This is a genomic window from Pseudomonas fluorescens, from assembly GCF_900215245.1.
Lineage (GTDB): Bacteria > Pseudomonadota > Gammaproteobacteria > Pseudomonadales > Pseudomonadaceae > Aquipseudomonas > Aquipseudomonas fluorescens.
In genome coordinates this window covers 6,281,282-6,302,517 of sequence record NZ_LT907842.1, presented here as the reverse complement: position 1 = coordinate 6,302,517, position 21,236 = coordinate 6,281,282, and the positions used below count along the sequence as shown (strand labels likewise).

16 protein-coding genes are annotated in these 21,236 nt (G+C 60.7%); 9 read left to right on the top strand and 7 right to left on the bottom strand.

The window, feature by feature from the left end:
• The first annotated feature begins 164 nt into the window (after positions 1 to 164).
• The gene (locus tag CPH89_RS29080; RefSeq protein WP_053256919.1) at positions 165 to 1,802 is read left to right on the top strand and encodes an AMP-binding protein; all 1,638 of its coding nucleotides are present in this window, start codon (positions 165 to 167) and stop codon (positions 1,800 to 1,802) included.
• 616 nt (positions 1,803 to 2,418) lie between these two features.
• Here CPH89_RS29080 and CPH89_RS29075 read toward each other — a convergent pair.
• The 3 genes from CPH89_RS29075 to CPH89_RS29065 all read right to left on the bottom strand — a co-directional run bounded on the left by CPH89_RS29075 (position 2,419) and on the right by CPH89_RS29065 (position 4,762).
• A complete protein-coding gene (locus CPH89_RS29075) occupies positions 2,419 to 3,318 on the bottom strand; it encodes a hydroxymethylglutaryl-CoA lyase (protein ID WP_053256918.1) in 900 nt (299 codons plus the stop codon).
• A 16-nt stretch (positions 3,319 to 3,334) separates the two neighbouring features.
• Positions 3,335 to 3,727: a MerR family transcriptional regulator gene (locus CPH89_RS29070; RefSeq protein WP_053256917.1), complete on the bottom strand. Its 393-nt coding sequence runs from the start codon at positions 3,725 to 3,727 to the stop codon at positions 3,335 to 3,337.
• Between the two features lie 99 nt (positions 3,728 to 3,826).
• Complete coding sequence (locus CPH89_RS29065) at positions 3,827 to 4,762, bottom strand: LysR family transcriptional regulator (protein WP_053256916.1); 936 nt, start codon at positions 4,760 to 4,762, stop codon at positions 3,827 to 3,829.
• 164 nt (positions 4,763 to 4,926) lie between these two features.
• Here CPH89_RS29065 and CPH89_RS29060 point away from each other — a divergent pair, with 164 nt between their 5' ends.
• Positions 4,927 to 6,156, top strand: a complete 1,230-nt coding sequence (locus CPH89_RS29060) for an acyl-CoA dehydrogenase (RefSeq protein ID WP_053256915.1) — start codon at positions 4,927 to 4,929, stop codon at positions 6,154 to 6,156.
• Between the two features lie 129 nt (positions 6,157 to 6,285).
• Here CPH89_RS29060 and CPH89_RS29055 read toward each other — a convergent pair whose 3' ends face one another.
• Both CPH89_RS29055 and xthA read right to left on the bottom strand, forming a co-directional pair.
• Positions 6,286 to 7,614, bottom strand: coding sequence for a substrate-binding domain-containing protein (locus CPH89_RS29055; protein WP_053256914.1), 1,329 nt, complete (start codon positions 7,612 to 7,614; stop codon positions 6,286 to 6,288).
• A gap of 125 nt (positions 7,615 to 7,739) precedes the next feature.
• Positions 7,740 to 8,552 (bottom strand): exodeoxyribonuclease III, encoded by an 813-nt coding sequence (gene xthA / locus CPH89_RS29050; RefSeq protein WP_053256913.1) that lies wholly within the window; start codon positions 8,550 to 8,552, stop codon positions 7,740 to 7,742.
• A gap of 169 nt (positions 8,553 to 8,721) precedes the next feature.
• Here xthA and CPH89_RS29045 point away from each other — a divergent pair, with 169 nt between their 5' ends.
• The 7 genes from CPH89_RS29045 to CPH89_RS29015 all read left to right on the top strand — a co-directional run bounded on the left by CPH89_RS29045 (position 8,722) and on the right by CPH89_RS29015 (position 19,751).
• Positions 8,722 to 9,372 (top strand): GNAT family N-acetyltransferase, encoded by a 651-nt coding sequence (locus CPH89_RS29045; protein ID WP_053256912.1) that lies wholly within the window; start codon positions 8,722 to 8,724, stop codon positions 9,370 to 9,372.
• A 64-nt stretch (positions 9,373 to 9,436) separates the two neighbouring features.
• A complete protein-coding gene (locus tag CPH89_RS29040) occupies positions 9,437 to 11,164 on the top strand; it encodes an autotransporter assembly complex protein TamA (protein WP_053256911.1) in 1,728 nt (575 codons plus the stop codon).
• Complete coding sequence (locus tag CPH89_RS29035) at positions 11,164 to 14,850, top strand: translocation/assembly module TamB domain-containing protein (RefSeq protein ID WP_081006385.1); 3,687 nt, start codon at positions 11,164 to 11,166, stop codon at positions 14,848 to 14,850. Before CPH89_RS29040 ends, CPH89_RS29035 begins: the two co-directional genes overlap by 1 nt.
• A gap of 238 nt (positions 14,851 to 15,088) precedes the next feature.
• Positions 15,089 to 15,562, top strand: coding sequence for a MarR family winged helix-turn-helix transcriptional regulator (locus tag CPH89_RS29030; RefSeq protein ID WP_053256909.1), 474 nt, complete (start codon positions 15,089 to 15,091; stop codon positions 15,560 to 15,562).
• Positions 15,559 to 17,010, top strand: a complete 1,452-nt coding sequence (locus CPH89_RS29025; RefSeq protein WP_053256908.1) for an efflux transporter outer membrane subunit — start codon at positions 15,559 to 15,561, stop codon at positions 17,008 to 17,010. The genes CPH89_RS29030 and CPH89_RS29025 overlap by 4 nt, the downstream gene beginning before the upstream one ends.
• Before the next feature lie 15 nt (positions 17,011 to 17,025).
• The gene (locus CPH89_RS29020; protein ID WP_053256907.1) at positions 17,026 to 18,222 is read left to right on the top strand and encodes an HlyD family secretion protein; all 1,197 of its coding nucleotides are present in this window, start codon (positions 17,026 to 17,028) and stop codon (positions 18,220 to 18,222) included.
• Entirely contained in the window at positions 18,222 to 19,751 is a 1,530-nt protein-coding gene (locus CPH89_RS29015) for a DHA2 family efflux MFS transporter permease subunit (protein ID WP_053256906.1), read from the top strand. The genes CPH89_RS29020 and CPH89_RS29015 overlap by 1 nt, the downstream gene beginning before the upstream one ends.
• 156 nt (positions 19,752 to 19,907) lie before the next feature.
• Here CPH89_RS29015 and lpxH read toward each other — a convergent pair whose 3' ends face one another.
• Together lpxH and CPH89_RS29005 are read right to left on the bottom strand one after the other, a co-directional pair.
• Complete coding sequence (gene lpxH / locus CPH89_RS29010; RefSeq protein ID WP_053256905.1) at positions 19,908 to 20,657, bottom strand: UDP-2,3-diacylglucosamine diphosphatase; 750 nt, start codon at positions 20,655 to 20,657, stop codon at positions 19,908 to 19,910.
• Positions 20,654 to 21,157, bottom strand: a complete 504-nt coding sequence (locus CPH89_RS29005) for a peptidylprolyl isomerase (protein WP_053256904.1) — start codon at positions 21,155 to 21,157, stop codon at positions 20,654 to 20,656. Before CPH89_RS29005 ends, lpxH begins: the two co-directional genes overlap by 4 nt.
• Positions 21,158 to 21,236: the final 79 nt, after the last annotated feature.

The window sequence follows — 21,236 nt, the reverse complement described above, 5'->3', positions numbered from 1 at the left end:
GACAGGCACCTTAATGTGAGCATTGTTTTTGTGTGGGTTGAGCGCCGGGGGAGGTTGCTCACCTTTACGTTAACGTAAGCTTGCGTTGCGAGGCTGTCAATCGTAGTTTACGTTTACGTCAAGCAACCGCCGTCCACCTTACAAAAAAGACAAAAGGGGTCGTTATGGATCAACCGAATCAGAGCTACAGCCGTGGCGCTCAGGACAAACCGTTGCTGGCCATGACAATCGGCCAAGCCTTCGACGCTACGGTCTCGCAGTACCCCGATGGCGAAGCGCTGGTGGTGCGCCATCAGCAGCGTCGCTACACCTGGCGACAGTTGGCCGAGGCCGTTGAGCTGCACGCCCGTGCGTTCCTGGCCTTGGGTATGCAAACCGGTGACCGTCTGGGTATCTGGGCCCCCAATTGCGCCGAGTGGTGTATCAGCCAAATCGCCAGCGCCAAGCTCGGGGTGATTCTGGTGAATATCAACCCGGCCTATCGCAGCAGCGAATTGGCGTACGTCCTCAAGCAATCCGGTTGCCAGTGGCTGGTGTGTGCCGGGTCGTTCAAGCGCTCCGATTACCACGCGATGCTGCAAGAACTGAAGCCCGAGCTGCGTGGCCTTATCAGCCTCGACCCCAGCCCGCCTGCGGGATTCCTGCCCTGGTCACAATTGTCGGCCCTCGGCGCAGGCGTCCCGCCCGAACAACTGCACAGCCGCCAGGCCAGCCTGCACTTTGATCAAGCCGTCAACATCCAGTACACCTCCGGCACCACCGGCTTCCCCAAGGGGGCCACCCTCAGTCACCACAACATCCTCAACAATGGTTACATGGTCGGTGAAAGCCTGGGCCTCACGGCGCAGGATCGTCTGGTGATCCCGGTGCCGTTGTATCACTGCTTCGGTATGGTCATGGGCAACCTTGGTTGCATCACCCATGGCACCACCATGATCTACCCCAATGACGGCTTCGACCCGCTGCTGACGCTGACTGCCGTCGCCGAAGAGCGCGCCACTGGCCTCTACGGGGTGCCGACGATGTTCATCGCGTTGCTCGATCACCCGCGCCGGGGCGAGTTCGACCTGTCGGCCCTGCGCACCGGCATCATGGCCGGCGCCACATGCCCCATCGAGGTCATGCGCCGCGTCATCAGCGAGCTGCACATGGGTGAGGTGCAGATTGCCTACGGCATGACCGAAACCAGCCCGGTGTCATTGCAGACCGGCGCCAATGACGACCTTGAACGCCGTGTCACCACCGTCGGTCGCACCCAGCCGCAACTGGAAAACAAGATCATCGACATGGCTGGCAACACGGTCGCACGCGGTGAGATCGGCGAATTGTGCACCCGGGGCTACAGCGTGATGCTCGGCTACTGGAACAATCCCGATGGCACCCGTGACGCCATCGATGACGCGGGCTGGATGCACACCGGCGACCTGGCGAGCATGGACGCGCACGGCTACGTGTGCATCGCCGGGCGTAATAAGGACATGATCATTCGCGGCGGTGAAAACGTTTACCCGCGTGAGCTGGAGGAGTTTTTCTTCACCCACCCGGCGGTGGCGGATGTGCAAATCATCGGCATCCCGGATGTGCGTTACGGTGAAGAGATCGTGGCGTGGGTCAAGCTCCATCCTGGTCATGTGGCCAACGAACTGGAGCTGCAAACCTGGTGCGAGGGCCGCATTGCGCACTTCAAGACGCCCAAACACTTTAAGTTTGTGGACGAGTTTCCGATGACGGTAACCGGCAAGATCCAGAAGTTTCGCATGCGCGAAATTTCAATCGAGGAGCTGCGAAGCCAATCCAACTAGCCACATGAGGCCATTGTGGCAGCGAGCAAGCCCGCTGCCACAATGTTGATCGGCGTCACACCCGGATTGGTCGAATCCCGCAAAGCACAAAGGGGACCCGAAGGTCCCCTTTAATTTGTCGTTGCGTGCTCTTTTTTTATTATTGAGGGGCGGTCTATTGTTGTTTTTGGCAACCGTTACCCTTTACCGCTGTTTTTGGCGACCCCCAATCGGGGTCAAGAGCAAACGTATTTTTTTGAGCGCTGATCTGCTTCTTCGTCATCGATCCAACCAGTGGGTAGCTACCTGAGGTAGTTTTATTTTTCTCTAACCGGTTGCGAGTTTCGGCACGCCGAACCCTGCGAAGCACATCTTCTCCAAAAAAATCTGTTAGCTGCGTCTCTGCCGTGTTGTTTTTGTTATGTCAGAGTCGTTTCGTCTTATTTTTATTAGGTTTGGCGCTTTTTATTCTTGTTATGCAATAGACATAGCAGAAGGCGTGCCAACTTTTTAAATCCCTTTAAAATCAAGTACTTGTTTTTTTGGTGGGAAATGGCCTACGGCAAATAAGACAAAATATGTTCCCGTGTTACTCGATGTGTAGTGGTGCGGTAACACATTGTCACGGCTAAGCTACTCAACCGGCTGTTCGGGCCTTCGCCACACGCGAGCCGGTAGGGCGACCCAGAACCTGGCTGATCTGCAGGCCCGCATGAATCAACGCCTGCAAGTCGACGCCGGTGTCGATACCCAGGCCGTTGAGCAGGTACACCACATCCTCGGTAGCGACGTTACCGCTGGCGCCCTTGGCGTAGGGGCAGCCGCCGAGGCCCGCAATAGAGCTATCGAACACGGTTATGCCCTCCAGCAGGCTGGCGTAGATATTGGCGATGGCCTGGCCGTACGTGTCATGGAAGTGCCCCGCCAGTTTGTCCCGTGGCACCTGCGCGCCGACCACGTCAAACAGCTGCCGCGTAGCGCCCGCCGTGCCGGTGCCGATGGTGTCGCCCAGGGAAACCTCATAGCAGCCCATGGCATACAACTCGCGCGCGACCGCCGCGACCTGTGCCGGGGCGACTTCACCTTCGTAAGGGCAACCCAACACACACGACACATAGCCGCGCACGCTGATGCCGTGCTGCTTGGCCGCCGCCATGATCGGCGCAAAGCGCTCCAGGCTTTCGCTGATCGAGCAGTTGATATTGCGCTGTGAAAACGCCTCGGAAGCGGCCGCGAACACCGCCACCTCCTTCACGCCTGCGGCCAACGCATCTTCAAACCCACGCAGGTTCGGTGCGAGCGCACCGTAGGTCACGCCGGGCTTGCGCTGTATCTGCGCAAACACCTCAGCGGAGCCGGCCATCTGCGGCACCCATTTGGGCGACACAAAACTGCCGACCTCGATGTAGCTCAAGCCCGCAGCGCTGAGGGCATCCACCAATTGGACTTTGTCGGCCACGCTGATGGGCTGGGCTTCGTTCTGTAATCCGTCGCGCGGGCCGACTTCCACCAGGCGTACGTGTGAGGGGAGGGACATGGCAGCTACCTTCTGGTTATTGGCCAACCTGGCTCATGGTCTGCGCCAGGGCCTGGGTGCAACGCTCTTCGGCGGTGTCCAGTTCCAGTTTCATCTGTTCGATATCCAGCAACTGTTGCTCAAGCTGTTCGCGGCGCTCGGCGATCTTGGCGAGCATGCTGTTGAGCTGGATGTGGTTGCCGCTGGTGGGGTCGTAGAGTTCGATCAGCTCGCGGCATTCGGCCAGGGAGAAGCCGATGCGTTTGCCGCGCAGGATCAGCTTGAGGCTGACCTTGTCCCGCGCCGAGTAGATGCGCTCCTGGCCCCGACGTTCAGGAGCCAGCAGGCCCTGTTCTTCATAGAAACGAATGGCGCGGGTAGTAATGTCAAGCTCGCGGGCGAGGTCGGAGATGCTGTAGGTCGTGCTCATGGGGGCGCTCAAGAAGGTCTTGGCGCTAAGCTAATGGCACGTTGACGTAAACGTCAAGCGCTGCCGCGCAGCCCAGCGCAAGCAAGCCCCCTGCGACTGTCAGGCTGGCTTGCCATCGAGCTTCTTCTCATGCGCCGTCACCTGTTGGCACAACTCGATCATCTGCTCACGCATCCAGCGGTTGGCCGGGTCCTGGTCGGTGCTCTCGTGCCAGTACAGGTGGGTTTCGACCGGTGGCACGTCGTGAACCGGCAGGTTGAACCAGTGCAGTTCATGGCGGCGAGCGAAGCGCTCGGGCACGGTCATCACCATGTCGGTCTGCTGCAGCACTTGCGAGGCCATCAGGTAATGCTGGGAACGCAGGGCGATCTTGCGCTGGATACCCATTTTGCCCAACGCCAGGTCGACATGGCCCAAGCCGTTACGGCGGCTGGAGATATGGATATGGGTCAGTGACAGGTAGTCATCCAGGCTGAATTTGTCCTTGCTGGCCATGGGATGGCCCTTGCGCATGGCGCACACGTAGCGGTCTTCCATGAGCTTGACATGACGCACTTGCGGGTCGGTGTTGAGCGGCGCGTCCACGGCAAAATCCAGGCGGCCGGCGGCCAGCTCCTTGGTGGTTTCACGGCGTTTGGAGAGGAAACTTTCGATCACCACGGTCGGCGCCAGGCGGCGCAGGCGCTGGAACAGCAACGGCAGAATCACTGCCTCGGTGAGGTCGGTCATGCTGATGCGATAGGTCTTGGCCGCCTGTTGCGGGTTGAAAATCCGGCTTTCCTGCACCGACACCCGCAGCAGCGACAACGCGTTGCGCACCGGGCCGATGATGTTCTGCGCCATCGGCGTGGGCACCATGCCTTGGGCGGTGCGTACGAACAGCGGGTCGTTGAACGTCTCACGCAGGCGCGCCAGGGCATTGGACACCGCCGGCTGGGTGATGCCGACAATCTGCCCGGCGCGAGTCAGGTTGGCTTCGGTGTAGATCGCGTCGAAGACGATAAAGAGGTTGAGATCGACCTTGCTCAGATTCATGTCGTTGCTCTTATTGTTAGGTGGCGATTTATTAAGGGCTCATACGCCGATCATATATCGGTGATGAATGTTAATACACGCCGAGAATAGGCTAGGTAAATTATCAACGCTGTTCTAGCATCGTTTGCATGACCTAAACAACCTCTCAGAGAAGGGAGCTGCTCATGGATTTCGCCTATTCGCCCAAGGTTCAGGAACTGCGTGAACGCGTCACCGCGTTCATGGACACGTACGTTTACCCGGCCGAGCCGGTGTTTGAACGCCAGGTCAGCGAAGGTGACCGCTGGCAGCCCACCGCGATCATGGAGGAGCTGAAAGCCAAGGCTAAAGCCGAAGGCCTGTGGAACCTGTTCCTGCCGGAATCCGAACTGGGCGCCGGCCTGACCAACCTCGAATACGCGCCGCTGGCCGAGATCATGGGCCGCTCGTTGCTGGGCCCGGAGCCGTTCAACTGCTCCGCACCCGACACCGGCAACATGGAAGTGCTGGTGCGCTACGCCAACGCTGAACAGAAACAACGTTGGCTCGAACCGCTGTTGCGCGGCGAGATCCGCTCGGCGTTCGCCATGACCGAGCCGGACGTAGCGTCCTCGGACGCCACCAACATGGCCGCCCGCGCCGAACGCCAGGGCGATGAGTGGGTAATCAACGGCAAGAAGTGGTGGACCTCCGGCGCCTGCGACCCGCGCTGCAAGATCCTGATCTTCATGGGCCTGAGCAACCCGGATGCGCCGCGTCACCAGCAGCATTCGATGATCCTCGTGCCGGTGGACACCCCCGGCGTGAAGATCGTGCGCCCGCTGCCGGTGTTCGGTTACGACGACGCGCCCCACGGCCACGCCGAAGTGCTGTTCGACAACGTGCGTGTGCCGTACGAAAACGTATTGCTCGGTGAAGGTCGCGGCTTTGAGATTGCCCAGGGTCGTCTCGGCCCCGGCCGTATTCACCACTGCATGCGCTCCGTCGGCATGGCCGAGCGTGCGCTGGAACTGATGTGCAAACGCTCCGTCAGCCGTACCGCGTTCGGCAAGCCGCTGGCACGCTTGGGCGGCAACATCGACAAGATCGCCGACTCGCGGATGGAAATCGACATGGCGCGCCTGCTGACCTTGAAGGCGGCGTACATGATGGACACCGTCGGCAACAAAGTAGCGAAAAGCGAAATCGCGCAGATCAAAGTGGTCGCGCCGAACGTGGCGCTCAAGGTGATCGACCGCGCGATCCAGATCCACGGCGGCGCCGGGGTTTCCAACGACTTCCCGCTGGCCTACATGTATGCGATGCAACGCACCTTGCGCCTGGCCGACGGCCCGGATGAAGTGCACCGCGCGGCGATCGGCAAGTTCGAGCTCGGCAAATATGTGCCTAAAGAGCTGATGCGCGGCGGGCAGTAACACCGCGCTGCCCGTATCGCGGGCAAGCCCGCTCCCACAATTGACTGACTTCCAGCATGGGAATGAGGTCGCATGTGGGCGCGGGCTCGCCCGCGAAGAGGCCGGTGTTTACCCCACAGCACGCAAGGTTCAGTACACCCAAACCTCCACCCGCCGATTCTTGATCCGGCCTTCATCCGCGGTATTCGCTGCCACCGGCATCTGCGCGCCGAACCCGCGAATGTCGCGCAGCACCACGCCGCTTTTGACCAGTTCCCGGCGCACCGCCATCGCCCGCAATTTTGACAAGAGTGCCGCGCGCTGCGGGTCATTCTTGGCATCACCAAACCCCACCAGTGTCACGTGCCGGTCGAGCTTGCCGTGACTGCGGATATACGCCACCACCCGCTGCAAATCCTGGCGAGCCTTGTTGTCCAGGCTGGCACTGCCTTCCTCGAAACGAAAATTCACCGTCAAACGCTGGGCGTCACGGGCGATGGCCTGATAGCCGTCGGGCATTGAGTCACGTGGCGCCACGCCAATCGCCTGTACTTGCTGCGCGATAAAACCGTTGGTAGCCACAATCGCCTGGCCTTTGCTGCTCTGGGTAAAGTCCACCAATGCCTTGGCCCAAGGGTTGCGGTTAGCTGGCGGCCAGTAGAAATACAGGCGGCGTGACAGCGGGTAATCCTCGGTGGCAATCAGGCTGGTCAGCGCCGGCATGGGTTGTGAGTCACCATCGACAATCGCCACGGCTTTGGCCTGGCGTACGTAAGGCAGGCCGATGAACCCGATGCCGTGTGGGTCATGGCTGACCGCGTCGGACAACCCTTCACTGGACTCGAAGCGCTGGGCGGACGCGGCGAGAGGCTTACCGCGCAGGCGTAGCACCAGTTCCTTAAAGGTGTCGTAGGTGCCGGATTGATCATCCCGTGCATATAAATGAATGGCACCGCCGGTGCCGCCCAGCGCCTCCCAGGTGCTGACTTCGCCGTTGAAGATCTGCGCCAGTTGCGCGGTGTTCAAGGTCGTCAGCGGGTTTTGCGGATGCAGGATGATTGCCAGGCCGTCAATGGCGATCACTTGCTCGGCCTCGGGGCTTTTCAGGTCGCCCAGGGGTTCAAGGTCGACCAGTTCGCTGTCCTTGATCGGGCGCGAAGACGCCGCAAGGTCGGCGCTGGCGTTTTTAAGCGCGCTGAACCCGGTGCTGGAGCCATGGGCGGCCACCTCGATAATCACGCTCTTGCCCTGACGCGTCTTGCCGATCACCCGTTGTTCGTTGGCGCCTTCGCCGGGCTCGGCGTGCACCGCCTGCAAGCCCTGGTGCTCCATCAAACCCTTGACCAACGCGGGCCCCAAGGCCGCACCAATGGTATTGGAGCCCTGGATGCGCAATGCGGGGCCTTGGTCGGGAACGGGCAGGGCAGCGGCGACAGCGTAAAGCGGCAGCAGTAACAGGAGCAGAACGCGCAGCATCATGCCGGCACCTTCTTAAGCCAAAGGGAGTGCCGCCAGATTAAGTCAGGCAGGTTGCATAAATATGACGGGGCGGCGCTGATCAAAATGAGGGCGCTGGCCAGTCAGCGCCCTCACTGAACAGGGTGTCAGCTCAGTTCCAACCAGATCGGCGCATGGTCCGATGGCTTTTCCAAACCGCGCAAATCGTAATCCACCCCGGCATCCTTGACCCGTGACAGCAAGCCGTGGGACGCCATGATCACGTCAATGCGCAGCCCACGCTTGGGCTCATCCTCGAAGCCACGGCTGCGGTAGTCGAACCAACTGAAGCGGTCGGTCACGTCCGGGTTCAAGTGACGGAAGCTGTCGACCAGGCCCCAGTTCTTCAAGCGCGCCATCCACTCGCGTTCTTCCGGCAAGAAGCTGCACTTGCCGGTTTTCAGCCAGCGCTTGGCATTGTCGGCGCCGATGCCGATGTCGCAGTCTTCCGGGGAAATGTTCACGTCGCCCATCACCACCAGCGCCTGGTCATTGCTGAACTGGCTTTCCAGCAGCTGCTGCAAGTCTGCGTAGAAGCGCTGCTTGGCCGGGAACTTGGTGGGGTGGTCACGGCTTTCGCCCTGGGGGAAGTAGCCATTCATGACGGTCACGGGGTTGCCGTTCTCATCGGCGAAGGTGCCCCAGATAAAGCGGCGCTGGGCGTCTTCTTCATCACTGGCAAACCCTTTGTGCACGCTCAACGCTTCTTTGCGCGAGAGCAGGGCCACACCGTAGTGGCCTTTTTGGCCGTGGTAGTACACGTGGTAGCCCAGTGCCTGCACTTCGGCCAACGGGAACTGGTCATCGTGGACCTTGGTTTCCTGCAGGCCAATCACGTCGGGTTGATGCTTTTCAATCAGCGCCGCCAGCTGATGAGGGCGGGCCCGCAGCCCGTTGATATTGAAGGAGACGATTTTCATGGTCGGCAGTCCAGTCTGGCAAAAAAGCCGATGCTAGCCGACAAGTCGGACGGGGGCCAGCGTGGCGGTAGGGCGCATGCACTGCTAATGTCTGGGAACGACTGGTGCTGCGTAGGTTCGTACCCATAAGAACGCCATCTTTTGAATGGCGCCCAGGGAGATTGACTGTATGCCTGACACTTCGACTGCCATCGCTGAAATTCGCCTGCTCAACAGCGGCTATTCCCGCGAGGCGCGTTCCCTGCTGTACCAGGCTTATCGGCATGAGCCGACCTTCGCCTATATCTTTGAAGCCGAGCGTTCGGGTTATGAACAGCGGGTGCGGGCCACCGTGCGCGAACTGGTCAAGCAGCACTTTTTTCAGAAACTTCCCGCCATCGGGCTGTTCGTCAACGACCGGTTGATCGGTATCGCGCTGATCGCGCCACCGCAGCGGCGCCTGGGCATCACCGAGAGCTGGGCCTGGCAATTGCGGATGTGGCTGAGCACGGGGGTGCGCGGTACTCGGCGTTACTTGGAATACCATTACGCAGTGCTGGCGTGCCTGCCCAGCGAGTCGGTACATGTGCTACCGCTGTTGGGCATTCACCCGCAATTCCAAGGCCAGCATTACGGCGAGCAGCTGCTGGAAGCTGTGCACAACTGGTGCGCGGATGACCCGCACTCATCAGGCGTCGTGCTCGACACTGGCGATTCGCGCTACCTGGATTTCTACAAACGCCAGGGCTATGAAGAGATCGGTGAAGTGGCCGTCGGTCCCATCCTGGAGCATGTGTTTTTCCATCCGAACCCTCAGTCGTTACAGGCTGCAAAGGTTTGAGACAGAATTATTCAGACAATTCCGGGTTCAAAGTGTCTCCCCAGCTCGTGTAGCATCCCCGCCTATGAAGCTCCCAGGAAGATTTACCAGCGGCTTGATTCTGCTGTTCACAAGCTGCGGCGCATTGGCGCAAAGCGAATTGGACGTGCGGATCAAGCCTTCAAACGACGCGTTGAAAGCCAACATCGAAGGCTATATCGGCGGGGTAGGCGATCGCGATGAAGAAGCCTTGCTGCGGTTCAGCCGTGGCGCCGAAGAGCAGGCCCGCAAAGCGGCGCAGGCTCTGGGCTTCTATCAGCCGCTGATCAGCAGTGACGTAAAGGGCGGTAAAAACCCGCGCCTGATCCTCACCATCGACCCTGGCGAACCGGTGCATTTGCGCAACGTGACCATTCGTGTCGACGGCCAGGCCGCGAGCCTCAAGGCTTTTCGCGTGCCCGACGGCAGCGACCTCACCTCCGGCGCCGTGCTCAACCACGGCCATTATGAAGACGCCAAGCGTCTGATCCAGAACCAGGCCTCGCGCTACGGCTTTTTCAGCGGGCGCTTTACCCGCCAGAAACTCATCGTTGACCCCAAAGCCGGCGTCGCCGATATCGAACTCGTGTACGACAGTGGCCCGCGCTACACCATGGGGAACGTCAGCTTTACCGGCGATACGCCGTTTGATGAAGACCTGTTGCAACGCATGGTGCCGTTCAAAAGTGGCACGCCTTACGACTCTGAACTGATCGCTGAACTCAATCAGAACCTGCAATCGAGTGGCTTCTTCGAAGGCGTGCGCGTCGACGCCACGCCCGCCGCCTCGGCCAATGACGTAATCCCGGTGGCCGTGCAACTGGAAACCCGCAAGCCACGCACCATGGGCCTGGGCCTCGGTTACTCCACCGACGTCGGCCCGCGTGGCAAGGCCAACTGGACCCGCCACTGGGTCAACCCTCAGGGCCACAGCTATGGTTGGGAAGCCGAACTGTCGGCGCCGCGGCAGAACGTCGGGCTGTGGTACGACATTCCACTGGACCCACCGTTGACCGACAAATTGCGCTTCGCCGGTGGCTATCAGAACGAGGAGCTGGCCAACACCGACACCCTGAGTAAATTGCTCACCCTTGGCCCTGAATGGCACAGCAAACTGCCCAGCGGCTGGACCCGGGTGATCTCGCTCAAATACCAGCGCGAGGAATATCGCCTGGGCAATGACTCGGGCCTGAGTAACCTGGTGATGCCGGGGATCAATTATTCCTACCTGCGCAGCGACAACCGCATCGATCCGCACAATGGCTATCGCCTGATGTTCGACGCCAAGGTCGCCAAGGAAGGCCTCGGCTCCGACACCAACCTGCTTTACGGCACTGCCACGATCAAAGGCCTGACTACTTTGTGGGATAACCACCGGTTCCTCGGCCGTGCGCAGTTCGGCGGCAGCGCCACCAATGGCTACCAGTCCGTGCCGCCGTCGTTGCGCTTTTTTGCCGGTGGTGACCAGAGCGTGCGGGGCTATGAGTACCAGACGCTTTCGCCGGAAAACGACCGTGGTGACCGCATTGGCGGGCGCTACATGGTGGCGTTGAGCGCTGAATATCAATATTCAATCGCGGAAAAATGGCGGATCGCGACCTTTATCGACCAGGGCAACTCCTTTAATACCCTGGAAATGCCCAGCCTGAAAACCGGTGTCGGCGTGGGCGTCCGGTGGGTCTCGCCCGTTGGGCCGATTCGCCTCGACCTGGCCCATGCCCTGGAAGACCCGGGCGGTATTCGTTTGCACTTTTCCATGGGGCCTGAGCTGTGATGCGTGGTGTGAAAATAGCGGGGCTAACCCTCGTGGGCGTCCTCGCCTTAGTGTTGGTGGCGCTGTGGACCGTGCTCGGTACCCAGGCGGGCAGCCGCTGGGTCTTGAACCAAGTGCCGGGTTTGACGGTGGACAATTTCCAGGGCCATTTGGGTGGCCAATGGCGTGCCGATCACCTGCTGTGGCAGCAGGACGCCAGCCGGGTCGAACTCAACGCTGCGAAGTTTGACTGGTCGCCGGCGTGCCTGCTGCGCATGACCTTGTGCATTGATCAACTGGACGTGGAGCAGGTCAGCCTGCAGTTTCCACCCAGCACAGAGGAAAGTAGCCGCGGGCCGATCCAATTGCCGCAGTTGAAACTGCCGGTAGCGATCCAGTTGGGCGACGTGCGCGTCGGCAGCCTGCTGTTTAATGGCAGCGAAGAGTTAAAGGGCCTGCAATTGGCGGCGCACTGGACGGCTGCCGGTATGCAGATCGACTCGGTGCATTTGCAGCGCGACGGCCTGGTGCTGGACCTCGCCGGTGCGCTGCAACCCACCGGCAATTGGCCGCTGAATGCCACCGGCAACCTGAGCCTGCCTTACGCACCCGGCGGCGCACCGTGGAAGGTGGCCCTCAAGGTGGACGGCGACCTGCTCAAGACCCTCAAGCTTGAAGGGGATAGCAGTGGCTACTTGGCCGGTAAACTTATCGCCGAGTTGCAACCGCTGGCGGAAAACTTGGCGGGGCAATTGTTGATTAAAGCCGATGCTTTCAAGCCGGATGCAGCGTTGCCCGATACCTTGCAGTTCAATCAGCTGGTGCTCATGGCGAAGGGCGATCTCAGTAACGGTTTTATGCTATCAGGGAGCGCGTCACTGCCGGCTGAGAAAAGCCCGGTGACCTTGTTGTTGTTAGGCCGGGTCGATGCCAAGGGCGCGCAGATTTCAAAACTGAACCTCTATGGCGACGAAAAGCAAAGCCTCGAGCTCAGCGCCAATCTGGACTGGCAACAAGGCTTCAGCGCCGACGCCAGGATCGACTGGCGGGATTTCCCCTGGCACCGCCTCTACCCCTTGATCGATGAGCCGCAGGTCGCGTTGCGCACCCTCAATGGCGAGATCGCCTATAAAGATGGCAACTACCTCGGCAACCTCAAGGCCGACCTCGACGGCCCGGCCGGTACATTCAATGTGGTGACGCCGTTCAGTGGCGACCTCAAGCAGGTCTTCCTGCCCGAGCTGAAAGTGACCGCCGGCCAAGGCAAGGCCGAAGGCCACCTGAACCTGCAATTCGCCGACGGCATTGCCTGGGACACCGCCCTGGACCTGTCGGCGTTGAACCCGGCGTACTGGGTGGCGGAGTTGCCTGGCACCTTGGCCGGGCCGCTGCGCAGTAAAGGCGAGTTCAAGCATGAACAGCTCAAGCTGAACGCCGACCTCGACCTCAAGGGCCGTTTGCGCGGCCAAACCGCCGTGCTGGCAGCCAACGCCGAAGGCGCGGGCGCGCAATGGACCCTCGCCAACCTGGATATTCGCCTGGGCGATAACCGCATCAACGGCAGCGGTAGCCTGCAACAACGCCTGGCCGGGCAGATCGATATCAAACTGGCGCGCCTGGCCCAGCTGTGGCCGCAGTTGCGTGGGCAACTCAATGGGCGCGTCGATGTGGCCGGGACGTTGCAGGCCCCCCAAGGCAAGCTCGACCTTAAAGGTCAGCAATTGGCCTTCGCCGATAATCACCTGCAAAACCTCAACCTTGACGCAACACTCGATAACGCCCAGCGCGCGAAGATCGACCTCAAGGGCACTGGCATCCAAGCCGGCGATACCCAGCTTGGCACCCTGACCGCCAGTGCCCAAGGCGATATCAAGGGCCAAAAGGTCCAGCTGGATTTAGCGGGGCCGCTGCTCAAACTGGCCCTGGCGTTGGACGGCAATCTCGACAAAGGCAACTGGCGCGGGCGCCTCGCCAGCGGCGATGTGCAAGCCGGCGGCCAGGACTGGAAACTGCAGGCCCCGGCCAAGATCGAGCGCCTGGCCGACGGCAAGCTGACTTTTGCGGCGCATTGTTGGGTGTCGGGTCCTGCCAGCTTGTGCGGCGAAGATCAGCGGCTGCTGCCTGAGCCGAAGTTGCGTTACCACCTCAAGCAATTTCCGATCGACAGCCTGGCGGCCTTCTTGCCTAAAGATTTCGCCTGGCAGGGCAAGCTCAACGCCGATGTGCAGCTCGACCTGCCCGCCAGCGGGCCTAAAGGCGTGGTGGCGGTGGACGCCAGCGGCGGCACGTTGCGCGTGAAAGACAAGGACCAGTGGCTGGATTTTCCTTACGACACCTTGAAGCTGGAAACCACCCTCAACCCCAAGCGCATCGACACCCAGCTCAACTTTCGCGGCGGCAAGCTCGGTGAATTGCTGTTGCAGGCGCAGATCAATCCACTGCCCAAGAACAAGCCGATTACCGGTAATTTCAGCCTCAACGGTCTGGACCTCGCCGTGGCGCGCCCGTTTGTGCCAATGGTGGAAAAGCTCACCGGCAAGCTTAACGGCACCGGCCGCATCTCCGGTGGTTTGCTGGCGCCGCAGGTCAATGGCAACGTGAACCTCGTCGGCGGGGAAATCGCTGGGCCGGAATTACCGATCAGCCTTGAAGGCTTGAACATACAGGCGTTGATTGCCGGCGAAAGCGTGCAGTTGAACGGCGCCTGGCACAGTGGCAAAGCCGGGCAGGGTAGCCTCAAGGGGGAGATCGACTGGGGCCAGGCTCTGGCGGTGGATCTGCGCCTGCAAGGCTCGCAACTGCCGGTGACGGTAGAGCCTTATGCCACGCTGGAAGTGGCGCCCGACCTGAAGATCAGCCTCAAAAACGACAAGTTGGCGATTGCCGGTAAGGTGCACATTCCGCGCGGCGACATCACCGTGCGTGAACTGCCGCCGTCGACGGTCAAGGTCTCGGATGACACGCTGATCGTCGGTAACCAGACCGAAGAGGGCAAGCCGCCCATGGCGATGGCCATGGATATCGACGTGGAAGTGGGCGAAGACCAGCTTAACTTCGCGGGCTTTGGCCTGACGGCCAAAGTGCAGGGCCACGTGCACATCGGCGACAACATGGACACCCGTGGCGAGCTGTGGCTCAACGACGGCCGCTACCGCGCCTACGGCCAGCGGCTCAACGTGCGCCGTGCGCGCCTGTTGTTCGCCGGGCCGCTGGATCAACCGTTCCTGGATATCGAAGCGGTGCGTGTCGTTACCGAACCCTCCAGAACCGTCACGGCCGGGATTCGTCTGAGCGGCAGCGCGGAGCAGCCGACCACGCAGATTTTCTCCGAACCGGCCATGCCTCAGGAGGATGCGTTGTCGTACCTGGTGCTGGGACGTTCGCGTAACAACACCGGTGAAGACAACAACATGCTCGCCGAAGCCGCCCTGGGCCTGGGCTTGATGGGCAGCGCCGGGGTGACCTCCGATATTGCCAACAAGCTGGGCATCCAGGACTTCGACCTCGATACCCAAGGCAGTGGCAACACCACCGCCGTGGTGGCCAGCGGCAAGATCACCGAAAAACTCAGCCTGCGTTACGGGGTAGGCGTGTTCGAGCCGGCCAGCACCATTGCCTTGCGCTATTTGTTGAGCAAGAAGGTGTACCTGGAAGTGGCCAGTGGCGTGGCCAGCTCGTTGGATATCTTCTACAAGCGGGATTTCTAAACCCCGTACTGGGTAAACAATGTGGGAGCGGGCTTGCCTGCGATAGCGGTCCATCAGTCGATGATTCGGTGACTGACACACCGCTATCGCAGGCGAGCCCGCTCCCACATTTGTGTGCGTGACCGCCCACGTGTCGTGAAATTAGCAAGCAAGCTAATAATTCCATTTGACATTCGCTGCCTAAGCAGTAACATCTTGTCATACATTCACTGCCTAGGCAGTAATAAGGTGACTTTCGATGACCCACTTCACCCCTGACAGCTTTCGCAACTGCCACCTCGGCTTGTTGCTGGGCCGGGCTGCGCTGCTCAAGGACCGCATTATCGACACCCACATGGAACCTCACGGCGTGACGGCCGCGCAGTTCAAGGTGTTGATCATCATTGCCCAGTTTGACGTGGATACGCCGGCGGAGCTGTGCCGCAACTTGTCGCTGGACAGCGGTTCCATGACCCGCATGCTCGATCGCCTGGAGCAAAAGGGCCTGCTGGCGCGCAAGCGTTCCGAACAGGACCGGCGCCAAGTGCAATTGGTGCTCACCGAAGACGGCCAGCGCCTGGCCGACATGCTTCCGCACATCGGCGCCCAGTCAATGAATGAACTGGCCGGCGCCCTCGAGCCCGGTGAGTTGCAGACCCTGGAAGCCATCCTCACGAAAATTCTGGTAGCTGCCGGTGACGCCATTGTCATCCAGCGGGTAGGTAATAAATGAACACACGTGCACTTAGCCTGGTGCTGGTGGCGATGAGCATGGCCGGTTGCGCCAACTTCAGCGGCCTCGACACCCAAGGCCAGCGCCTCGATGCCAACACCTTGCAAACCGGCAAATCCCTCAGCGGCGTGACCCTGTCGACTGCCGCATGGCCGCGTGCCGATTGGTGGAAAAGCCTGGGCGACCCACAGCTCGACGGCTTGATCCATGAAGCCCTGCAAAACAGCCCCGACATGCAAGTCGCCAGCGCCCGTGCCCACCAGGCGCAAGCCGCTGCCTATGCCGCCGACGCCGCACGTATGCCGACCCTGGATGCCAGCGCCGGCGTGAGCCGTTCGCGCCTGGCCAAAGACCAGGACCCGCGCGGCGAGGGCGATGCCTACGCCACCGTGCGTAATATTGGCGCCAGCTTCAATTACAACTTCGACCTCTGGGGTGGCCAGCGCGCCGCCTGGGAAGCCGCCCTGGGCCAGGCGCGTGCCGCCGAAGTCGATCAGCAAGCCGCACGCCTGACCTTGGCCGCCAACGTGGCCAAAGCCTACAGCGACCTGGGCCAGGCCCATATCGTGCGTGACCTGGCCAATGACGACCTCAAGCGTACCCGCCAGATGCTCGACCTGAGCAAGCGCCGTCTCAGCTCCGGCATCGACAGCCAGTACCAGTACCAGCAGACCGAAAGCCTGGAAGCCAGCGCCCAGTCGCAACTGATCGATGCGGAAAAACAACTGCAAAGCGCCAAGATCGCCCTCGCCGTGTTGCTCGGCAAAGGCCCGGACCGTGGCAATGAGCTGGTGCGGCCGAACGTGTTGAAGCCCAGCGTCGTTGCCGTGCCTGCGGTATTGCCGGCCGAATTGGTGGGGCGCCGTCCCGATTTGATCGCCGCGCGTTGGCGGGTGGAGGCGGCCAGCAAAAACGTGGCCGCGAGCAAAACCCGTTTCTATCCCAACCTCAACCTGAGCGCGAGCGCCGGCGCCGAGTCGTTGTTGGGGGATGCGATGTTTGGTTCAGCCAGTCGTTTCTTCAGCATTGCGCCGACGATCTCGTTGCCGATCTTTGACGGTGGCCGCTTGCGTGCCGACCTGGATGCCCGCGACGCCGATTACGACCTGGCGGTGGCTCAGTACAACAAAACCCTGGTGCAAGCCTTGGGCGATATCGGTAACACCCTGATGCAGTTGCGCGAAACCGGGCGGCAGATCCAGGCACAGCAACATGCCGCGGACATTGCCCAGCAGTCTTACGACACCGGCGTTCAGCGTTACAGCTCAGGCATCGGTAATTACCTGGATGTGCTCAGCATCGAGCAGCAATTGCTGCAGGCCCAGCGTCAGCTGGCGACCCTGAATGCTGCGCAAATCGATCTTTCGATTCAATTGATGCAGGCCCTGGGTGGCGGATACAACGCCGACAACGTGGCCGCGACCACCCCAGCCACACGCACGGAATAATTTGAGGTATTTGTCATGGCCACTGCCGACAGCAACAACGTCACTGAAAAACCGGATAACAACCCACGCAAACGCAAAGTCATGCTGATCGGCCTGGCGCTGATCGTCATCCTCGGCGTGCTGGGCGTGTGGGGCTGGTATGAGTTCTACGGGCGTTTCAACGAAAGCACCGACGACGCCTATGTGAACGGCAACGTGGTGGAAATCACTCCGCTGGTCACCGGCACGGTCGTCAGTATCGGCGCCGACGACGGCGACCTGGTCCACGAGGGCCAGGTGCTGATCAATTTTGACCCGAATGACGCCGCTGTCGGCCTGCAAAGTGCCCAGGCCAACCTGGCGCGCACCGTACGTCAGGTGCGTGGCCTCTACAGCAACGTCGACGGCATGAAAGCCCAAGTGCTGGCCCAGCAGGCCAACGTGCAAAAGGCCCAGGACAACTACAACCGTCGTAAGAATCTGGCCGCTGGCGGCGCGATTTCCCAGGAAGAACTGTCCCATGCGCGTGACGACCTGATCTCGGCGCAAAACGCCCTGGCCAACGTGCAGCAACAGTTCAAGACCAGCAGCGCGCTGGTGGATGACACGGTGATTTCGTCCCACCCGGACGTGCAGGCCGCCGCCGCGCAGTTGCGTCAGGCTTACCTGACCAACGCTCGCAGCACCTTGATCGCCCCCGTCACCGGCTACGTTGCCAAGCGCACCGTGCAACTGGGCCAGCGTGTGCAGCCGGGGACTGCGTTGATGGCGGTAATCCCGCTGAACCAACTGTGGATCGACGCCAACTTCAAGGAAACCCAACTGCGCGATATGCGTATTGGTCAGCCGGTGGATATTGAGTCCGACATCTACGGCAGTGACGTGAAGTTCAGCGGCACCGTGGACAGCCTGGGCGCCGGTACCGGCAGCGCGTTTGCCCTGCTGCCGGCGCAAAACGCCACCGGTAACTGGATCAAGATCGTGCAGCGGGTGCCGGTGCGTATCCATATCAACGCCGAAGAGCTGGCCCAACACCCATTGCGGGTGGGCCTGAGCACCGTGGTCAATGTGGACCTGCACGATACGAGCGGCCCGGTACTGGCGCAGCAGGCGCCGCAAAAGGCTTCGTTCACCACCAACGTGTATGACCGCCAACTGGCCGAAGCCGATGCCATGATCACCCAATTGATCCATGACAACAGCCTCGCCGCACCCAAGGCTGTGCAACGCTGATGAGCAATAACGCCTCCTTCACGCCACCCAGCCTGTTGATGGCCACTATTGGCCTGTCGCTGGCGACCTTTATGCAGGTGCTCGACACCACCATCGCCAACGTGGCGCTGCCGACCATCTCCGGCAACCTTGGGGTGAGTTCGGAGCAGGGCACCTGGGTGATCACGTCGTTTGCAGTGAGCAACGCGATTGCCTTGCCGCTCACCGGTTGGCTGAGCCGGCGCTTTGGCGAGGTGAAGCTGTTTTTGTGGGCGACCATCCTCTTTGTGCTGGCGTCGTTCCTGTGTGGTATCTCCACGTCGATGCCCGAGCTGATTGGCTTTCGGGTCTTGCAAGGCCTGGTCGCGGGGCCGTTGTACCCGATGACCCAGACCTTGCTGATTGCGGTCTACCCGCCGGCCAGGCGCGGCATGGCCCTGGCGTTATTGGCGATGGTCACGGTGGTGGCGCCGATTGCCGGGCCGATTCTCGGCGGCTGGATCACTGACAGCTACAGCTGGCCCTGGATCTTCTTTATCAACGTGCCCATCGGCATCTTTGCGGTGATGGTGGTGCGTTCGCAACTGAAGAAACGGCCGGTGGTCACCAGCTACCAGCCGATGGATTACGTCGGCTTGCTGAGTTTGATCGTCGGTGTCGGCGCTTTGCAGATCATCCTCGACAAAGGCAACGACCTGGACTGGTTCGAGTCCAACTTCATCCTCATCGGCGCGGCGATCTCGGCCGTCGCCCTGGCGGTGTTCGTCATCTGGGAACTGACCGACAAGCACCCGGTGGTCAACCTGCGGTTGTTTGCCTACCGCAACTTCCGCATCGGCACGATTGTGCTGGTGCTGGGGTATGCGGGGTTCTTCGGGATCAACCTGATCCTGCCCCAATGGCTGCAAACCCAGATGGGCTACACCGCCACGTGGGCAGGCCTGGCGGTGGCGCCGATCGGGATTCTGCCGGTGCTGATGTCGCCGTTTGTGGGTAAATACGCGCACAAGTTCGACCTGCGCTTGCTGGCCGGCCTGGCATTTCTGGCGATTGGTTTGAGCTGCTTTATGCGAGCGGGCTTCACCAATGAGGTGGACTTCCAGCACATCGCCCTGGTGCAACTGTTCATGGGTATCGGTGTTGCGCTGTTCTTTATGCCGACCTTGAGCATCTTGATGTCCGATTTGCCGCCGGCGCAAATCGCCGATGGCGCGGGCCTTGCGACGTTCCTGCGGACCCTGGGCGGCAGTTTTGCCGCATCGCTGACCACCTGGATCTGGATTCGCCGCGCGGATCAGCACCATGCGTACATGAGCGAGAACATGACCACCTATGACTCGGCGACCCGTGATGCGCTGCAGGCGCTTGGCGGGGCAGGGCATAAGGCGTATGCGCAGTTGGACCAGATCCTCACCAGCCAGGCGTACATGATGTCCACCGTGGATTACTTCACGTTGCTGGGGTGGATGTTCATGGGCTTGATCGTGATTGTATGGCTGGCGAAACCGCCGTTTGCGGCGAAGGCGGGGCCGGAGGCTTCCGGCCACTGATCTGTAAAGGTTGGAATGCAATCAAGTGTGGGAGCGGGCTTGCTCGCGAAGGCGGTGGTTCAGTCAGTATCTGTGTTGACTGGCACACCGCCTTCGCGAGCAAGCCCGCTCCCACATTTGGCTCTCTTTTCACAAGAGATCGGTGGTGTCGGGAGGTCAGGCGCCGGGCAACGCCAGTTGCGGATTGACGAAGTCAAACGCCGCCAGCTGAAACCCTTGCTCATCCACCTGCAATGCCCAACCCTGCTTGTCCCAATCCCCCAGCACAATGCGCTTGGCCGCCTGGTCACCAATCTGCAACTTATGAATGGCCGGGCGGTGCGTATGGCCGTGGACCAGGGTGCGCACGCCGAATTGCTGCATCACCTGCGGCACTTCCGCGGGCGTCACATCGACTATGTCGTTGGCTTTCATGCGGACCTGGGCGCTGCTCTCGCTGCGCAGTTTGCGCGCCAGCTTGTGCCGGGTACGCAAGGGCAAGTGACGCAGGATAAACAGCACAATCGGATTGCGCAGGATGCGCCGCAGCTTCATATAGCCGACGTCGCGGGTGCACAGGCTGTCGCCGTGCATCAACAGCACAGGTTCGCCATAGAACTGCACGACACTGGGGTCCTTGAGCAAGGTGGCGCCTGCCGCTGTGCAGAATGCCTTGCCGATCAGGAAGTCCCGGTTGCCATGCATGATAAAAATCGGGGTGCCGCTGTCGCTCAGCTCACGCAGCGCCGCGCAAATCGAACGCTGGAAAGGTGTCATTCCATCGTCGCCAACCCAGGCTTCAAAGAAGTCCCCCAGAATGTACAACGCCTGGGCGCCACGGGCGCGACCGTGGAGCAAATCCAGAAACGCCCGGGTAATGTCCGGGCGCTCCTCTTCCAGATGTAAATCTGAAATCAGCAATATCACCCAACGATCTCGGCTTTCTCGACGATCACGTCTTCTACCGGAACATCCTGGTGACCGGCTTTACCGGTGGTTTGCACGCCTTTGATCTTGTCGACGACGTCCTGGCCTTCGGTCACTTTACCGAATACCGCGTAACCCCAACCCTGCACGTTCTTGCCGCTGTGGTTCAGGAAGGCGTTGTCGGCGACGTTGATGAAGAACTGCGCGGAGGCTGAATGCGGCTCCATGGTACGGGCCATGGCGACGGTGTACTTGTCGTTGGAGAGGCCGTTGTCTGCTTCGTTCTGGATGCTTGGGCGCTTGTCTTTCTTTTCTTTCATGCCTGGCTCGAAACCACCGCCCTGGACCATGAAGTTGCCGATGACACGGTGGAAAACGGTGCCATCGTAGTGGCCAGCATTCACGTATTCGATGAAGTTGGCGACGGTGTTCGGCGCTTTCTCGGCGTTCAGCTCGATGACGATGTCACCGTGGTTGGTGGTCAGTTTGACTTGAGTCATGTTCACTACTCTTTTCAGGGAATTCGTGGGTTTGGACGCCGGGGCGTCTTACCTGTCTGGCTAAACGAGGGCCAAGGCG